Annotated in this window: 12 protein-coding genes; 10 read left to right on the plus strand and 2 right to left on the minus strand. The window is 57.2% G+C overall.

The genetic code is table 11. The features are described from left to right. Position 1: 1 nt before the first annotated feature. The 7 genes from YWK_RS0109205 (at position 2) to paaD (ending at position 10,981) form a co-directional block, all read left to right on the plus strand. Positions 2–3,607, plus strand: coding sequence for a PD-(D/E)XK nuclease family protein (locus tag YWK_RS0109205; protein WP_026964558.1), 3,606 nt, complete (start codon positions 2–4; stop codon positions 3,605–3,607). After that, on the plus strand, positions 3,604–7,473 hold the full coding sequence (addA, locus tag YWK_RS0109210; protein ID WP_026964559.1) for a helicase-exonuclease AddAB subunit AddA: 3,870 nt from the start codon (positions 3,604–3,606) through the stop codon (positions 7,471–7,473). The genes YWK_RS0109205 and addA overlap by 4 nt, the downstream gene beginning before the upstream one ends. Before the next feature lie 233 nt (positions 7,474–7,706). Then, the gene (locus tag YWK_RS0109215) at positions 7,707–8,336 is read left to right on the plus strand and encodes a TetR/AcrR family transcriptional regulator (protein ID WP_026964560.1); all 630 of its coding nucleotides are present in this window, start codon (positions 7,707–7,709) and stop codon (positions 8,334–8,336) included. Then, entirely contained in the window at positions 8,336–9,277 is a 942-nt protein-coding gene (paaA, locus tag YWK_RS0109220; RefSeq protein ID WP_026964561.1) for a 1,2-phenylacetyl-CoA epoxidase subunit PaaA, read from the plus strand. The genes YWK_RS0109215 and paaA overlap by 1 nt, the downstream gene beginning before the upstream one ends. Before the next feature lie 13 nt (positions 9,278–9,290). After that, on the plus strand, positions 9,291–9,644 hold the full coding sequence (locus YWK_RS0109225) for a phenylacetic acid degradation protein (protein ID WP_026964562.1): 354 nt from the start codon (positions 9,291–9,293) through the stop codon (positions 9,642–9,644). Continuing rightward, positions 9,641–10,441 (plus strand): 1,2-phenylacetyl-CoA epoxidase subunit PaaC, encoded by an 801-nt coding sequence (paaC, locus tag YWK_RS0109230; RefSeq protein ID WP_245578574.1) that lies wholly within the window; start codon positions 9,641–9,643, stop codon positions 10,439–10,441. Before YWK_RS0109225 ends, paaC begins: the two co-directional genes overlap by 4 nt. Before the next feature lie 30 nt (positions 10,442–10,471). Then, positions 10,472–10,981 carry a 1,2-phenylacetyl-CoA epoxidase subunit PaaD gene (gene paaD / locus YWK_RS0109235; protein ID WP_026964564.1) on the plus strand — a complete coding sequence of 170 codons (510 nt, stop codon included), beginning with the start codon at positions 10,472–10,474 and terminating at the stop codon, positions 10,979–10,981. Between the two features lie 51 nt (positions 10,982–11,032). Here the strand turns inward: paaD and galU are convergent, their stop codons facing one another. After that, entirely contained in the window at positions 11,033–11,944 is a 912-nt protein-coding gene (galU, locus tag YWK_RS19180) for a UTP--glucose-1-phosphate uridylyltransferase GalU (protein WP_281172241.1), read from the minus strand. A 333-nt stretch (positions 11,945–12,277) separates the two neighbouring features. Here galU and YWK_RS19185 point away from each other — a divergent pair, with 333 nt between their 5' ends. Beyond that, positions 12,278–13,513 (plus strand): MFS transporter, encoded by a 1,236-nt coding sequence (locus tag YWK_RS19185; RefSeq protein WP_051375413.1) that lies wholly within the window; start codon positions 12,278–12,280, stop codon positions 13,511–13,513. A gap of 11 nt (positions 13,514–13,524) precedes the next feature. On the opposite strand, the gene YWK_RS20975 is transcribed toward YWK_RS19185, so the two are convergent. Beyond that, positions 13,525–13,953: a DUF309 domain-containing protein gene (locus YWK_RS20975; RefSeq protein WP_051375414.1), complete on the minus strand. Its 429-nt coding sequence runs from the start codon at positions 13,951–13,953 to the stop codon at positions 13,525–13,527. Between the two features lie 148 nt (positions 13,954–14,101). Between YWK_RS20975 and YWK_RS0109255 the strand changes: the two genes are divergently transcribed. Beyond that, positions 14,102–14,389, plus strand: a complete 288-nt coding sequence (locus YWK_RS0109255) for a hypothetical protein (protein ID WP_026964565.1) — start codon at positions 14,102–14,104, stop codon at positions 14,387–14,389. A gap of 167 nt (positions 14,390–14,556) precedes the next feature. Then, the gene (locus tag YWK_RS0109260) at positions 14,557–16,044 is read left to right on the plus strand and encodes a phosphoenolpyruvate carboxykinase (ATP) (RefSeq protein ID WP_245578575.1); all 1,488 of its coding nucleotides are present in this window, start codon (positions 14,557–14,559) and stop codon (positions 16,042–16,044) included. The last annotated feature ends 166 nt before the right edge of the window (positions 16,045–16,210 follow it).

Genomic DNA, 16,210 nt, shown 5'->3' on the forward strand with positions numbered 1-16,210 from the left:
ATTGGGGAGAATTCAGTTGGTACTGGGGAGAACGGGCGCTGGAAAGTCCCGCTGGATCCGGTCGCAGATCCAAGCTGAGCTGGCACAGTCGCCGCTTGGCAGCAAGCTGTTCTGGGTAGTGCCGGATGCGTTGTCATACGCGACGGAGCGCCACTTATTGCAGGCCGTGCCAACCGCCATCCGAGCAGAGGTCGTCCACATGTACCGCCTCGCGGAGCGCGCGCACGCCGAGATGGCAAAAGGGCCACAGCACCCTGTGAACACCACTGGACGCCGACTGTTGCTGTCTCACGTGTTTCGGGAATCTCGCGCCCATCTCCAGGTGCTGTTCAAAGATCAGCCGTCCGTGGCCTTCTTGGACGCAGTGCTTGAGGCGTTTGACGAACTGTCGGCAGCAGGCGTGCGCGTGGAACAACTGCAAGCTTTGCTGGACGACGCAGATGCGGCCCTCTCCGAGTCCGGAGAAGGTTTTGCACTGACGACGTCGACGATGATGGGCAAGCTGCAGGACCTCAGTTTGCTCTACCTTCGTTGGCAGGAGGCACTGGCTGCCGCGAATCTTTACAATCCCGCCAATTTGTACGACATTGTCCGACCCTACCTTCCGTCGTGGAGTGATTTGCAGGGTGCGAAGCTGTACATTGACGGATATTCGGATCTCACGGCCAGTGAGCTCGCGTTTGTCCTGGATCTCGCCGCTGTTGCCGAGGAGACGGTCATCACCTTGTGCGTGGACCCTGCCTGGATACAGGAGTTGAATGGCAAGGGCCTGCGGACAGCAAGAGCAGGTGCAATCGATGCACAGCTGTGCACATTGATGGACATTCTCTCCACCCTGGACAGACCCGAAGCTGTATTCGCACCACAAACGGTCAGGCTGTATCAGCGCATCGTCGAGGCGTGTGCAGAGCGCAATCTGCCGATGTCCGAGCCTGTGCTGCTGCACAGTCCGAAAAACACGATGCCAAGAGGACTGGAGCTATTGGAGGAACGGATATTCGGGCCGCGTCAGGTGCTTCAGGAGACCGGTTCTGGCATTGGTTTGGCCGCCGCTCAGAACATCCATGTGGAGGCGGACGGGGTGGCACGGGAACTGTTACGTTTCCACAACGAGCAAAACGTGCCCTACGAGCGGATGACGGTGCTGGTTCCCGATGGAGAGCTCTACTTTCCTTATCTGCGAGAGGCGTTCCGGCGGCATGGCATTCCGGTCGCACTCGACGATTTTCCCTCGCTCGCGAATCATCCATTGGCCAAGTTTCTGTTGGCCGCCGTGCAGTGCGTGGAAGAGGCATTTTCACTGTCGGCGGTCTTGAGACTGCTGAAAACCGACTTCTGCCAACTGTCGGAAGACGATGCGGATTGGCTGGAGACGTACATCAGACAGTACGAGGTGGAGGGTGAGCACGTCTGGCTGCAAGACGAGCCCTGGGATTTTGCATGGCAGAACCGGGAGAGCGACGCAGTCGAGGAATCCGTGCAGCGCGATGACGCCAGAGCGGACTGCTTGCGCAGGTGCATGATGGAGTACATGCATCCGCTGTGGAACGATTTGGAATCCGAAGCGTGCCCGCCGCGGGCGTTTGCAGCGGCCTTGTGGAATCTGCTGCAGCGCGTGGATGCAAAAAAAGCGGTGGCGGAGTGGATGGTCGGCGAAGACGCAGAAAGATCCCCACTGGAAGCGAGCCTGCACGAACAAGCCTGGCAAAAAATCATGGGGCTGCTGGGGGATCTTTGGGAAACGTTACCGGAGACACCCGTAAACCGCAGCTTCCTGTTGCAGGTGGTGAAGAGTGATATCATCGGGCAGCGTATGACCAGCATCCCGGCTGGACTCGGCCAAGTCCTTGTGAGTGACTACCGTCGAGCACAAGGATTTTTCGCCGACATTGTCTTCGTCATGGGGGCGGCGGATGGCGCTTTGCCGAGGCGTTGGCGCGCGAGCGGGTTGTGGACGGACGATGAGCGCGCGCAGTTTTGCCAACTCGTGGGCCAGCGGCTCGGTGACACGGCCGAGGAGCGCCAACTGGCCGAGCGTTTCACCGTTTATACGACGTTGACGAGAGCGAGACGGCGGCTATTCTTGACGTACCCCTTGGCGGACGCACAGGGCAAGGAAATCCGCCCTGCTGCGCTCGTCCAGTCCGTGCGCGAGATGTTCGCCGCCGGGCTCGAAGAAGACGCCCTGTGGACGGAACAGGGAGAGGGACTCATCAGTGACTGGAAGTGGTGGACAGAGTCGTCCGCGTTGGACAGGCTCTTGGACGATTTGCGCGACGGTACGGAAAGTCGTTTGCAGCCCACGCACCGCGCCACGATGTACCGCTGGTTTACTCAGAATGACCAACGGCGCAAGCGGTTGCGAAAGGCGTTGGCTGGCGTGGTCCACAAAACGGGAGCGCCTCCACTGTCCAGCGCCACGGCCCGGGCACTGTACGGCACGCCACTGCGCTTGAACGTGTACCAATTGGAATCGTTCTTTGCATGTCCGTTTCAGCACTTCGCGAAATACGGGCTGCGGCTGCAAGAGGATGTGGCACCGGACGTGACAGCTGCGGCACGTGGGACCATTCTGCACGACGCGTTGGACCTGTTTCTCGACAGACTGCGCCAGGATGTAGACGCCTGGCGCGCGCTCGCGGACGATGAGGCGGTGGCCGTGATGCACAGCGTGTTTGAGGAAGTGCTGGCCTCGCCAAAAGCGGCACTGTGGGGAAGAAAGGCGCTTCGCCGCTTTCAGGCGTCCGAGGTGTGGAGTGTCTTAGAGCGCGCTGCCGTCGTGTTGACACGTCACGCTCGGTATGGATTGTTCACTCCAGCTGCGATGGAAGTGTCTTTCGGTGTTGGGGAAGGCAGCGATTTACCCGGCTTCGAGGTATCTCTAGACAACGGTGTCACCGTGGTATTGCGTGGGCGCATTGACCGGATTGACGCCGTCAAGACCGAGTCTGGGCACGTCTTCCGCATCGTCGATTACAAGAGCAGCGCGTTGGACATTGATTTGTCTTCGGTAGAGTACGGTATGCAACTTCAGCTGCCTGTCTACGCGGCGGTGGTTGAGCGGCACAGCGAAGCGCTGTTCGGGGAGCGTTCGACACCAGGTGGCTTGATTTACATCCCCATTCTGCGCAAGATGACGCTTCGCCGTGCGCCGCTGGACAACGATGCCGCACGCGAGGAAAGCCTCAAACAAATGCGCACGCGTGGCTTCATGGTGCACCAGAGCCACGTCGTGGAGTCAATGGACACGAGGTTGGCGAAGGGCGAAGCCAGCGACTTGTTCAAGCAGGTCTACAAGAAGGACGGATCGCTCATGAAAACCGCGCCAGCGCTGCCTCCTGAGGACTGGCAGCGACTGCTCGAGACGGCGATGCAGCGCGTCCAAGAAGCCGCGCACCAGATTAGCCAAGGGAACATTTCGGTGGCCCCGTACATGCTGTCTCCGCAGGACACGGCGTGTCGATTCTGCGCGTACAGCCGCCTGTGTCACATTGACAGGCGGTGGGACGCGAGTCCGTATCGGCGGTTGGCACGGCTTTCGAAAGACGAAGTGCTTCACCGCTGGAGAGAAGCCGCTGCAGTCCATGAAGGAGGAGAAGAACGTTGAAGCTGGATCTGTCTCGGTGGTCGGCGGAACAGAGGTTGGCCATAGAAACCCGTGGCCAGAACGTACTGGTATCCGCAGGCGCCGGCTCTGGGAAGACGTCGGTGCTCGTGGAGCGCGTGGTTCACTGCGTGGTTGGCAGCGACGGAACAGACTTGCAGCGCTTGCTCGTGGTGACGTTTACAGAGGCGGCTGCGGCGGAAATGCGAAAGCGGATCAACGACAGGTTGGAGAAGCTGTACCAGCAAGCCCAGAAAGACGGGGACAGCGAAGCCGCACGGCGGCTTTCCCAACAGCTCGCCCAGGTGGAGCAGGCCCAGATTTCGACGCTACACAGCTTTTGCATGCAGGTGGTGCGAAACAACTTTCTCTTTCTCGGACTGGAACCTGTGTTTTCGTTGATGGCCGAAGACGACGTTGTCCTGTTGAAAGCAGAAGTTCTGGAGTCGCTGGTGGAGCAGGTGCTGGCAGGTCCGGAGCGCGATGCGCTGGCCCGCGTGATCACGCGGTTCGCCGGCAGCAATCCGCAGCGCTTTTCGAAGCTGGTGTTCCGCCTGCATACGTTCGCCGTCAGCCAGCCGCACCCGCTCGAATGGCTGCAAGGGATGGCCGACCGGTTTGCGGACGCGGTGGGTGCGGCGCCCGGGGATTTACCGTGGATGCCGCAGTTTCTGGCGTGGGTTCGTCGTCAGGTGGCTGCTTCCATGCGAGATTTCGCTGCGGCTCGGGACGTTGCCGTCGAGTACGAAGAACTGGCGTCCTACGCGGAAAACCTCGTGCAGTTGGTGAACTTGTGCGAGGCGGGGTACGCTGCATTGGCTACCGCCGAAGGCTTGGATACAGCCGCACTGTCGCTGCGCGCTGCACTGGGACTGAAATCACCGCGTGCGAAGGACCATCCCGCCAAGGAACTGGTCACGGGTAAGCGGACAGCCGGCATCAAGCGGTTGCAAAGCCTGGTCCCCCTCCTGGAACGGGGACTGGCCGCGCTGCACCAAGACGTGATTCATTTGCAACCGGACGTGGCCACGCTCGTTCGGTTTGTCAAATCCTTTCACGAGCGCTACCAACAAGCGAAGCGGGAGCGTGGACAACTGGATTTCAACGACCTCGAGCATTACGCGCTGCAGGCCCTCCAAGATCCGGCGAGCGGCGAAGCGAAGCGGTTGCAGGAGCACTTTGTCGAGGTGTTTGTCGACGAGTACCAGGATACCAGCCCGATTCAGGACGCCATCGTGTCCCTCATCACCCGGCCAGAGGGCAATCAGTTTGTGGTCGGCGACGTCAAGCAGAGCATCTACCGTTTCCGCATGGCGGAACCGAACCTCTTCCTCCACAAGTACGAGACGCTCGGTGACACAGCGCCGGGACGGGTCATTGACCTGTCCGCGAACTATCGGAGCCGTGCCGAAGTTGTGAATGCCGTCAACTTCCTGTTTGAACAGCTGTTTTCGCTAGACTTTGGCGGCATTGTGTACGACGAGCGCGCCAAAATGCGCGTTGGCGCAACCTATCCAGATGATAGCGACGCCAGCCTCGCTGGACCGGTCGAATTTCATTTGATAGCCCGGGATGGCGGAGCGGCAGAATCCGAGGTCGACGCAGAATCCGGGACAGAAGTGTCGTTGTCGGGGGAGGCGGGCGAAGAGCTGGCGCCGGAGGACCTGTCCGCCATCGAACGGGAAGCGACCGTGATAGCCGGACGGATCCTGGAGTTGATGGGGCAAGCCCCGAACAGCGTCCACCGCACCGTGTGGGACGCCAAGCTCGGTGCGTATCGACCATTGCAATACAGGGACATTGTCATCTTGCTCCGCTCTGTGAAGACGCGGATGACACCCGTGCTGGAAGTCTTGCGCAGGTTTGGAATTCCCGCGTACGGTGCGACGTCAACCGGCTTTTACGGGTCTTTGGAGGTCGGTTGGCTGCTGTCGGCGCTGTCTGCCATCGACAACCCACGGCGCGAACTGGACTTTGCAACGTTGCTGCGCTCGCCCATCGGAGGGTTTCAGGACGAGGACCTGGCCCGCATCCGCGCCGTACAAAAGAGAAACTTTTTCGACGCCTGGAAGGCGGTTCTTCGCGTATCCTCTGCAGATCTGGCAGCGCGCTGGGAGACGTCGGAGGCGGCTGCGCGGGCACTCCAGGCAAAGGTGCAGGCGTTCATGCACCGCTTCTCGACGTGGCGATCCAAAGCCCGCAAAGCGTCTACGGAAGATGTGTTGCGGCAGATCCTGGACGACACCGAGCTGGAACGTTACGTGGCGGGCATGAAGGGTGGAGATGTCCGCCGGGCCAATATTCAGGTCCTGTTGGAAAAGGCAAGGTCGTTTGACCGCGCATCGACCGACGGTGTGTACGGGTTTGTCAACTTTGCAGCCGCCGCCTTGAAACACGACGTGGATGTGGGCGAAGCCCGTACGCTCGGAGAGAATGAAGACGTCGTGCGGGTGATGACCATCCATCAGAGCAAAGGGTTGGAATTCCCGGTGGTGTTTGTTGCGGATTTGGGGAAACAGTTTTACCGCGATCCGCTCGAGGCCTCGTTCCCGCTGCACCGCGAACTCGGCTTTGGTCCACAATGCGTAGACCCCGAAGGTGACCAAAAATGGCCCACCATCGCCTCACTGGCGATTGAGGACCTGGAACATACGGAGTTTCTTGCGGAGGAGGCGCGCGTGCTGTACGTGGCGTTGACGCGCGCACGCGAGAAGCTGATCTTGGTTGGCTCGGCGCGGAATTTAGACAAATTAGTAGATAAGGCCGTGGACAGGGCATCTCCGCAGGAACACACATTGCCGGCAGATGCGTTGCTCGAGGCGAAGTCATGCCTCGACTGGCTGCTGCCCGCCTTGTGTCGGCACCGCGACGGAGGCGCCATTCGCTCGTTGGCAACGGATGACACAGTGAACGCTCGAGTCGTCGGGCCATATTGGGATCATCCCGCTCGGTTTCATGTGCAGTTGTGGGATGTACCGATGCATCCACGCGTCTCCCTCGGAGAAGTGGAAGCGGCAGCCACAACGACGAAGGACAAGCTGCGCTGGACCGCTCGAACGGTGGATGACGTTCTTCGCTTTCTCGACAACGAATCGAGATCCGTCTCGGAAGCGGCGGATTGGGTGCTGACGTCAGAAGACGACGCGTCCCCTGAGATGGTGGTACCAGGGAAAGTCTCTGCCACAGACTTGCGCCGATTGTGGGTCGCCAAACAGGTGAAAGGTCGGAAATCCAAACCCCTCTTCCAAGGTGCGGCCGAGCGCATGTTGGAGGACCCAAGGTTTGTACAGGAGGTAGCGTCGCCCAGGGAAAGCGGCATTGCCTTCCACGCCGTCATGCAATATCTCGATTTCTCGACCGCACCGGACGTCGGCGCAGTGACGGAGGCCATCGATGCTTTGGTAAGAACCGGGAGGTTGCATGCAGACGTCGCGGCGGCCGTTCATGTGGAAGACGTGGTGGCGTTTCTTGCGTCTCCCATCGGTCAGCGACTGGCCCGTGCGAAGCGTGTGATGCGCGAGCAACCGTTCTTTCAGCGTCTGGACACGCCCGCAGCGAAGAGGTCCAGAGCAACGGATAACGATGTCACTTCCTTTGCCGTTGCGCAAGGTGTCATTGACTGCCTGGCACAGGACGACCAAGGCTGGATACTCGTGGATTACAAGACGGACAACATCGGTCCTGAGCTTGCCGACGCGAAAGCGGAAGAATACGCAGCACAGGTGGCGGTGTACCTGGATGCAGCTTCCGCGTTGACGAAGGGTGAGCCGATTTCCGCATATCTCTACTTCGTGCGTCCGAGAGTGTTTGTGGAAATGGGACGTATGAATCTGTCCGTGCTGTTTGAGTCCTACCCAGAGCCGAAGTGAGACGTGTCCCGTTTGACCAAGGCTGCTGAGAGTGGGAACGAGGCGGGCGCCACACTTGACCAAGTTTAAATCGAAAAACTCCCTTCTGCATGCAAGGGAGTTTTTCTCTTCACTCTATTTGTCCAGTGGATAAGCAGCTCCGTGGCTCAACCACACCTGTTCAGAATATTGACAGAATCGTATGAAACCGCATACAATGTTACCAAGCAAGCGCTTGGTTTGGAGGCTGGGACATGGCCGAACGCAACCGTCGCGAGCAGATATTACAGGCGGCGAAAGCACTGTTTAAAGAAAAAGGCTATCACGGCACAACCATCCGCGACATTGCGGAACAAAGTGGAGTGCTGTCGGGAAGCTTGTACGCACATATCAAAACCAAGGAAGATTTGCTGTTCGAGATAACCAACGAAGTCGCGGATCACTTTGTTCAGCGTTTGGAGAAGGTTGTGGCATCACAAAGGACACCGCCGGACAAGTTCCGCGCCGCGTTGGCAGTCCACATTCAGGTGGTGGCGGAACACCTCGACGCGGCTTCCGTGTTCTCACATGAATGGAAAGCGCTTTCGTACGAACGGCGCGCCATCATCCAGGAGAAACGCGACCAGTACGAGGCACTCTGGGCGCGCATTCTCGAGGAAGGTGTCAACTCGGGGCACTTTTACCCCGAACACCTGCGGTTTTCGCGAATTGTGACCTTGTCGGTGGCCAACTGGCTGTATCAGTGGTTCCAACCGGGTGGGAAGCTTTCCGCCAAGCAAGTCGCTGACGAACTTGCGACGGTGCTTCTACGCGGTGTGCAGATGAGCGCATCACCGGCATCGGACAGCACGAAACCAGGATCGGTGCGAGAGGAGGAAACGTAATGGATTCGGAACGGTTGCACGAGCAGTTTATGGAACGAATTCGACGCGGTGAGAAGATTGAGGCGACAGATTGGATGCCGGACGACTACCGCAAGTTGTTGCTCAAGTTCATTCAGATGCACGGTGTCAGCGAAATCATGGGTGCCTTCCCCGAGAAGGAGTGGGTTCCGAAGGCGCCGACGCTCCGCCGCAAATTGGGGATTATGTCAAAAGTGCAGGACGAAATGGGGCACGGTCAACTATTGCTCCGCGTCGCGGAAGAGCTGGGTGCTCCGCTGGGCGTGACGCGTGAACAGCTGATTACGGATATCTTCACCGGCCGAACCAAATTTCACAACGTGTTCCACATGGCATCGCCGACGTGGGCGGACGCCGGTGTCATCGGGTGGTTGGTGGATGGTGCTGCCATCGTCTCACAAGCAGCATTGCTGGATACCTCGTACGCACCGTACGCACGCGTGCTGAAGCGCATCTGCGCGGAAGAGAGCTTCCATATGCAACACGGCGAATCCATTATCTTGTCGCTGGCAGAAGGAACCCAGGCACAGCGGCAAATGCTACAGGACGCGCTGAACCGGTGGTGGGACTCGCTCATCTTCTTCTTTGGTCCGCCGGAAATTTCGGAATCGGCACGGCGCATGATGGAGTACCGGATTCGGGAGAAGACCAACGAAGAGCTGCGGCAGAAATTTTTGTCGCGGTATGTACCACGCATCCGCTCGCTCGGTTTGACGGTTCCAGATCCGAACCTCCACTTCGATGAATCCACGGGCAAGTGGGTGTATACGCAGCCGGATTGGGAAAAGTTCGGACGAATGGTGCGCGACAACACGGGACCGAAGTCGCAGGAGAGAATTGCGCTGCGCAGGCAAGCGCACGAGGGCCAAGCGTGGGTGCGGGAAGCGATGACAAGGTCCACTGCCGTTCCAGTGGGTGTGTGAGGAGGGACGCTTGATGCAACTCAAAGAAGCAGAGGGACTCTATCATCCCTACGAAGTTTTTGTTCAGTACGACCACTTGGCACACCATCAACATGTGGGTAGTGTTCTGGCTGCATCACCGGACATCGCTCTCCAACTGGCGCGCGAAAACTTTCTTCGACGCGACAAGGCGGTCAACATCTGGGTGGTTCGCAAGGACCACATTCACGCGACACCGTACGACGTGCCCGAGTTTTTCGCCAACGAGTTTGACAAGGACTATCGCCGCGTCGATGGATACGCTGACAACGCACGGCGCTGGAAGGCGTTCAAACAGAAGGCTTTGCATATCGAGGACATTGTGAACGATTTGGAGAAGGGAGGTTGACAGTCCCGATGGTGATGGAGAATGTGCAAGCGGTGATTTCAAATCCAGAAGTGCTCACGGCACTGAAAGACCTCTTATACCAACTGGCGGATGACGACCTGGTCATCGGCCACAGGGCGTCCGAATGGCTGGGCCTGGCGCCGGAGATTGAGGAGGACGTGGCGTTCAGTTCCATCTCGCAAGACGAAGTCGGGCATGCGGTGTTCTATTACAACTTGTTGGCGGAACTCGGAGAGGATGTGGCGGATAAACTTGCGTTTGAGCGGTCGCCGCACGCGCGTCGGAATGCCGTCATGCTGGAGCGAGAGAATGGAGATTGGGCGCATACGATTGTTCGCCACTGGTTCTACGACAGCTTCGAAGATCTCCGGTTGCAAGCACTGGAGACATCGGCGTACGTTCCACTTCGACAGGGTGCCGTCAAAATCCGCAGGGAAGAGTTTTACCACAACCTGCACCACGACCTGTGGTTCAGGCGACTCATCCGTGCGGGGGGAGAAGCGCGCCATCGGATGGAGGCGGCCATTGCACAGTTGTGGAGCGATGTGCCAAGTTTGTTTGATCTCGGTCCACATGCGGACATGTTGCGGGAATCGGGTATCCTGCCGGTTACGTCGGTAGAGCTGCAGAAGGCATGGCGCGACAAGGTAGCGGGTGTGATGCGTGAGCTGGATGTTCAGGTGCCCACCCAGTGGTGCGATGCATCCGATGGACGCCGACGGCACACGGATGCCCTCAGCGAGTTGTTGCAGACCATGGGTGAAGTGTACTTCATCGACAAAGCTGCGGTGTGGTGAGTGCATGTGAGCCGGGAAGGAGGGGGCTGTATGGCCACTGAAGAACAGGACGTGACGACCCGTGACCTGGAGTTGGAAAGTGCGGTGCGCGATGCACTGCAAACCGTATACGATCCGGAACTGCCCACCCTCACAGTGCTCGACCTAGGCATGGTTCGCGACGTGCGCTGCCAAGACGGCACAGTCGAAGTATCCATGATGCCGACGTTTGTCGGGTGTCCCGCGATTCCCATGCTGCGCAAAAATGTGGAGCAGGCCCTCATGCAAGTACCTGGTGTGGAGCGGGTCTCGGTCCAATTCGTGTTCGACGAGACGTGGACGACAGAACGCATCAGTGAAGAGGGAAAACGCAAGTTGCAGGCGTTTGGGATTGCTCCCCCGGCCTGTTCCTTGTTACAGATGAAGCAGTTGACGGCGGATTGTCCATATTGTGGGTCTAACAACACCAGGCTCGACAACCTGTTTGGGCCAACGGCGTGCCGCTCGGTGTTCTTCTGCAACCATTGCAAGCAACCGTTTGAAGCGATGAAACCCGTATGATGCGCATCCGAAATGGAACGAGTGAGGCGCATGGCCTCACCCGTTTTGCTGTTAGCGGGTGGACGCCTTTGCCTGTAATGCCAGCATCGCGCGCTCATCGCTGCTGATTTGGCGGAGTACCGCTTCTGCTAACTGCGGATCTGCCATCGCAAAGGAGATGTTCGCGTTCAGCCAGCCCTTGAGGTTCCCAATGTCGTGCCGGATGCCTTCGAATTGATACGCCTGAAGCTTCCCGGCCACAGCAAACTTTTGAATGGCGTCTGTCAATTGCAATTCACCGCCGTGGCCAATGGGCGTATTCTCCAATGCCTCGAAGATTTCAGGCGGAAGTATGTAGCGACCGAGTACAGCCAGCGTTGACGGCGCTTTTGCCGGGGTTGGCTTTTCCACGATGTTCCGGATCTCCAACGTTCCATTTGTGGAAGTAGAAACGGGCTCGACAATGCCGTACTTGGACACATCTGCCTCTGGTACGCGCTGTACACCAACCAAGACTTTGGATTCGTCCGTGTATTGGCGCATCAGTTGTTGCGTCACCGGAGTCGAGGATTGAATGATGTCGTCGCCGAGCAAGACAGCGAATGGCTCGTTCCCCACGAACGACTTTGCGCAGAGGATGGCGTGTCCCAGACCAAGGGGGCTCTTCTGCCGTACGTAGTGAATGTCCACCAAGTCGGAGATGGCTTTGACCTCCGTCAACATGGATGCCTTGCGGCTTTGCTCCAAGTGAAACTCGAGTTCTGGCGACCGGTCAAAGTGGTCTTCAATCGCTTTTTTCGTCCGACCTGTAATAATCAGAATTTCCTCGATTCCAGCGTATACCGCTTCTTCTACGATATATTGAATGCATGGTTTGTTTAGAATGGGCAGCATTTCTTTGGGGACTGCTTTGGTCGCAGGCAACATGCGCGTGCCGAACCCTGCTGCCGGAATTACCGCTTTGCGGACTTTCAATAGAAACACCTTCTCAGACGTAATGGATTGTCAGTTTCAGTTCCACTTCAGCATTTTGCACTTGCAAGGTGCATTTTGCAAAATACAAGCGACACCTCGTCCTCGCTGAACCACGGCCAAGAATCGTTGCAACGCACCAGCTTGCAAAAGACGTTCACTGTACAGTATACACCGGAATTGGGACATGTGGTAACACGCCCACGGGAATGGGCGAATGTCGGGCAGAGTGCGTCGTAAGCCATGGTTTCGAGTCATTTTGAAGGAATTCACGCCAAATTACCGATTCCTTCGAAGGTCGAAATAGCATACAATCTGTGCATACACAAGATGAGGGGGTTTGCGATGGTGCACGAAAGTTGGCGAAGAAATCTCTTCATCCTGTGGTGTGGCGTACTCATCACTTCATCCAGTTTCTCCATGGTCATTCCGTTCCTCCCGCTGTTTCTCCTGAAAATTGGTGTCCACCAACACGTTGAACTCTGGTCCGGCCTTCTGTTCAGCGTGGCGTTTTTATTTAGTGCCATGATGTCGCCGTATTGGGGATCGCTCGCGGACAAGTACGGGCGCAAACCGATGATTTTACGGTCCGGATTTGTCCTTTGTCTGGTATACCTGCTCGATGCGTTCGTCACAAACCCGTACCAACTCCTGTTCCTGCGGGCCTTGCAAGGTCTCCTGTCCGGGTATATCCCGAGCGCCATCGCGCTGGTCGCGACGAATACGCCGGAGGACAAGGTCGGGTATGCGTTGGCGATGATTTCCACATCCACATCGACAGGGAGCATCGTGGGTCCCTTGCTCGGTGGAGGGCTTGCGCGCCTGTTCAACTATCGGGTGGCATTTGGCAGCGCTGGTGCCATCATGCTGATTGCCACCACCCTCGTCTGGCTATGGGTGCGGGAAGACCGGTTCGTTCCCGCAAAGACGCGGAGTTCCGTGCTGGACGCATGGAAGATTGCAGGCTCCAACAAGCCGCTGCTGATTACGTTGGTCATCACGTGGTTGACCTCAATTTCCGTGATGACCATCGAGCCCGTGTTGCCGCTGTACATTGCGCAAATCGGGGGATCGCTCAATAATGCCAGTTTGCTCGCTGGGATCACCTTTTCCATCGCTGGCGTGGCGAGCGTTTTGTTTGCCGCGCGGTGGGGCAAATTTGCGGATAAAATTGGCTTTCGTACGGTGCTGTTGATTGGCCTCGTGGGCGGAGGTCTAGGTAACCTGGCGCAGATTCCCTTTCATGAGATCTGGGGGTTCTCCGTCGTTCGCTTCGTCTACGGAGCGTTCTTTTGCGCCGTTTTCCCGGCACTCAACGGGATGGTGGTCCAACACACAGACCCAGAGTTCCGTGGACGTGCGTTCGGGTTGAATCAGACAGCCAACCAGGTAGGAACCTTGCTCGGTCCCCTGATGGGCGGATTCCTAGGTGGGACCTGCGGTGTGCACAGCGTGTTCCTGTTGACTGGAGCCTTGTTATTGGTCACGGCTGGCGTGACGTACATCGGTCAACGGTTGGGTCCAAACCGAAGCCGTGTTGCTGGTTGCGAAACACCCAAGTCGCCCCATTCGTTGCCGTGACGTGGTGAGCTCTAATTCTCTTCGAGAGGAACAGGGTGCCACGTCGGCAGCGCTTGTTCCAGGTCTTTTTGGACGATGCGGATTTTGACCGTTGGCAAGTGAAGTTTTTCGATGTCTTTTGACGACACCACTTTGCTGTACCACTCGCTTGGAACCAGTGCAAAAACGGCGTCGATGTCATCCGTTAACTGCTGCAGATCTATGTTCTGGTAAACGGGACAGGCGTCTGCCATGTATCGCCTGGCCCTCTGCCACATCTTCCACCCGCCTTTGACGTTTCCGTTGCGCAGGTGGTACAAGCAGACGGCCGCCTGGATGAGGCCTTTCAGCACCACGGGGCGTCCGGTTTCCAGCCATAAGTGTTCTCCATATTCATGACATTCGTAGTAGTCTTGCTCTATGTTGAAGTAGTACAGGTAAGAGATCAGGCGCGCGTCCATTTGTCAACCGCCTCACGGAATTGGAAGATGGCTGGGTGAGGAGGCACGGATAGCCCAATCCACTCCAGCCCACATCTACATCATATCATGGGGGGCAGAGAGACGTGGCATAATGGATTTGGTCCTTGCAATGGGAGGGATGTATTTAGTGGGAGAATGGACATGGTTGTTCACAAGGTTTCCTCTCGCCGACATCGAGTTAATGAGTCCACCGATTGAACCCCAGGTGGCCAATGTGCTGGTGAGAACCTTCCGTGCTGTGCCAGGGATGGCACAGACCTACGAGGTACGAGTGGCTCCGCACAACGTCGCTCCATTTCGGGCGGGCCCCTGGATCAAACGGTTCTCAGAAGCGGAGTTGGAGTCACCCGGAGATGCCGTCGCTCAGTTTCGGACCGAGATCTGGGAAGGCGTCAGGCAGGTTCGCCACAAATAGACCAGCTGTCCGTAAAACGTATGCTGATGTCGGGGTTCGTCGTGATTTTGCAACGGATTGATCACAATTAGGTCAAAAAACGATAAAAAGTATGTCAAAATAGGTACACAGAACGTATATAGTATGTCATAATGGATTTCGTAAGAAATACGTGAGGAGTGAAGCTCGTGACGTCGAACCCATGGCAGCGCCTGACGCCTGTAGAACTGATTGAGGTTGCAATACAAAGGAAGGAAGGAGTCCTACTTGCCAACGGTGCGTTCTGTGCACACACAGGCAAGTTCACCGGAAGGTCTCCGAAGGACAAGTACTTCGTCGCTTATCCGGGATGCTCCCTGCCGAGGGAACAACATCAATGGCTGAGCGAGTCACAGTTTGAAAACCTGTTTCGGAAAGTGGTAAACCACCTCAAAACGACAGGCGGCTATGTGTTTGATGGAGCTGTCAATCAGCATCCTCGCTATAAAGTGCCTGTTCGCTTTTACACAGAGTACGCATGGCACAACTTGTTCGTGCAGCGACTGTTTATGTCGGGGTCGGAACATGTGGAACCCCGTTACGCAGTGTACAGTGCACCGACGTTGAAGGCCAATCCAGACACCGATGGTACGCGAAGTGAGACGTTCATCGTCTTGCACCCAGAGCGGGGCATTGTGCTCGTCGGTGGTACGGAATACGCCGGAGAACTGAAGAAGTCCATCTTTACGTTGATGCACCACCATCTCGCCGAACAGAATGTGATGCCGATGCACTGCTCGGCTTCTCTTGGCGAACGTGGGGATGTCGCCCTGTTCTTCGGACTGTCCGGCACGGGGAAAACCACACTGTCGGCAGATCCGAAGCGAAAATTGATTGGCGACGACGAACACGGCTGGGGTGAAGACGGCGTCTTCAATATGGAGAACGGATGCTACGCGAAGTGCATCAACTTGTCCAAGGAGAAGGAACCGGATATTTACAACGCCATTCAGTTTGGCGCGGTGTTGGAAAACGTGGTCTACGACGAACGTCGTGAACCGTTGTACGACGACAAGAGTCTGACGGAAAACACGCGCGCCGCTTATCCGCTGTCATTCATCCGCAACCGTGAACCGGCAGCGCGCGGTGGTCATCCGAACGTCATCGTGTTCCTCTCTGCTGACGCATCCGGGGTATTGCCTGCAGTGGCGAAGTTGACGCCAGAAGACGCGAAAAAGCACTATCTGCTCGGATACACCAGCAAACTGGCCGGCACGGAACGCGGGGTTGTCAATCCGGAGCCTACGTTCTCGGCTTGCTTCGGACAGCCCTTTTTGACGGACCACCCGGTTCGGTACGCTGATATGTTGATGGAACGCGTGAGACAGCACGATGTATCGGTCTACCTGCTCTCTACAGGTTGGGTTGGCGGCGGCTACGGCAACACAGACAGAATGCCGCTCCGTCTGACGAGAGAATTGGTGAACATGGTAATTCGCGGCGAGTTGGACGCGTTGGAGACGCGTCGCGACGACGACCTGTTCTTAAACGTGCCACTCCACGTCCCAGGTATTCCGGAACAATATTTGCGTCCGGAACTGGGCTTCCACGACCCTGTGGAGTATCAGACGCGTCGTCAGGAACTTGTGTCGTCTTTCCAGAAGGTGTTGAATCGATTTCAAGAATTGACGGTGTGAAGCACTTTTCCAATAGGTGCAAGGTTCGTCTAACCGAACGGAATCATGACGCACAATGATATACGGTGTTACAGGACTTCGCGATATGGGACAGGGTACTTGCCCGTCCCTCGCGAAGTCTTTTTTATGTCGCACGTCTACTGGCCGTCCGGTGGCTGTTGACACG

The sequence above is a fragment of the Alicyclobacillus pomorum DSM 14955 genome (genome assembly GCF_000472905.1).
Classification (GTDB): Bacteria; Bacillota; Bacilli; order Alicyclobacillales; family Alicyclobacillaceae; genus Alicyclobacillus_A; species Alicyclobacillus_A pomorum.

Coding starts and splice junctions, on each gene's coding strand:
- YWK_RS0109215 (WP_026964560.1), top strand. CDS start 7,707: ATGGCCGAACGCAACCGTCGCGAGCAGATATTACAGGCGGCGAAAGCA.
- paaA (WP_026964561.1), top strand. CDS start 8,336: ATGGATTCGGAACGGTTGCACGAGCAGTTTATGGAACGAATTCGACGC.
- YWK_RS0109225 (WP_026964562.1), top strand. CDS start 9,291: ATGCAACTCAAAGAAGCAGAGGGACTCTATCATCCCTACGAAGTTTTT.
- paaD (WP_026964564.1), top strand. CDS start 10,472: ATGGCCACTGAAGAACAGGACGTGACGACCCGTGACCTGGAGTTGGAA.
- YWK_RS19185 (WP_051375413.1), top strand. CDS start 12,278: ATGGTGCACGAAAGTTGGCGAAGAAATCTCTTCATCCTGTGGTGTGGC.
- YWK_RS20975 (WP_051375414.1), bottom strand. CDS start 13,953: ATGGACGCGCGCCTGATCTCTTACCTGTACTACTTCAACATAGAGCAA.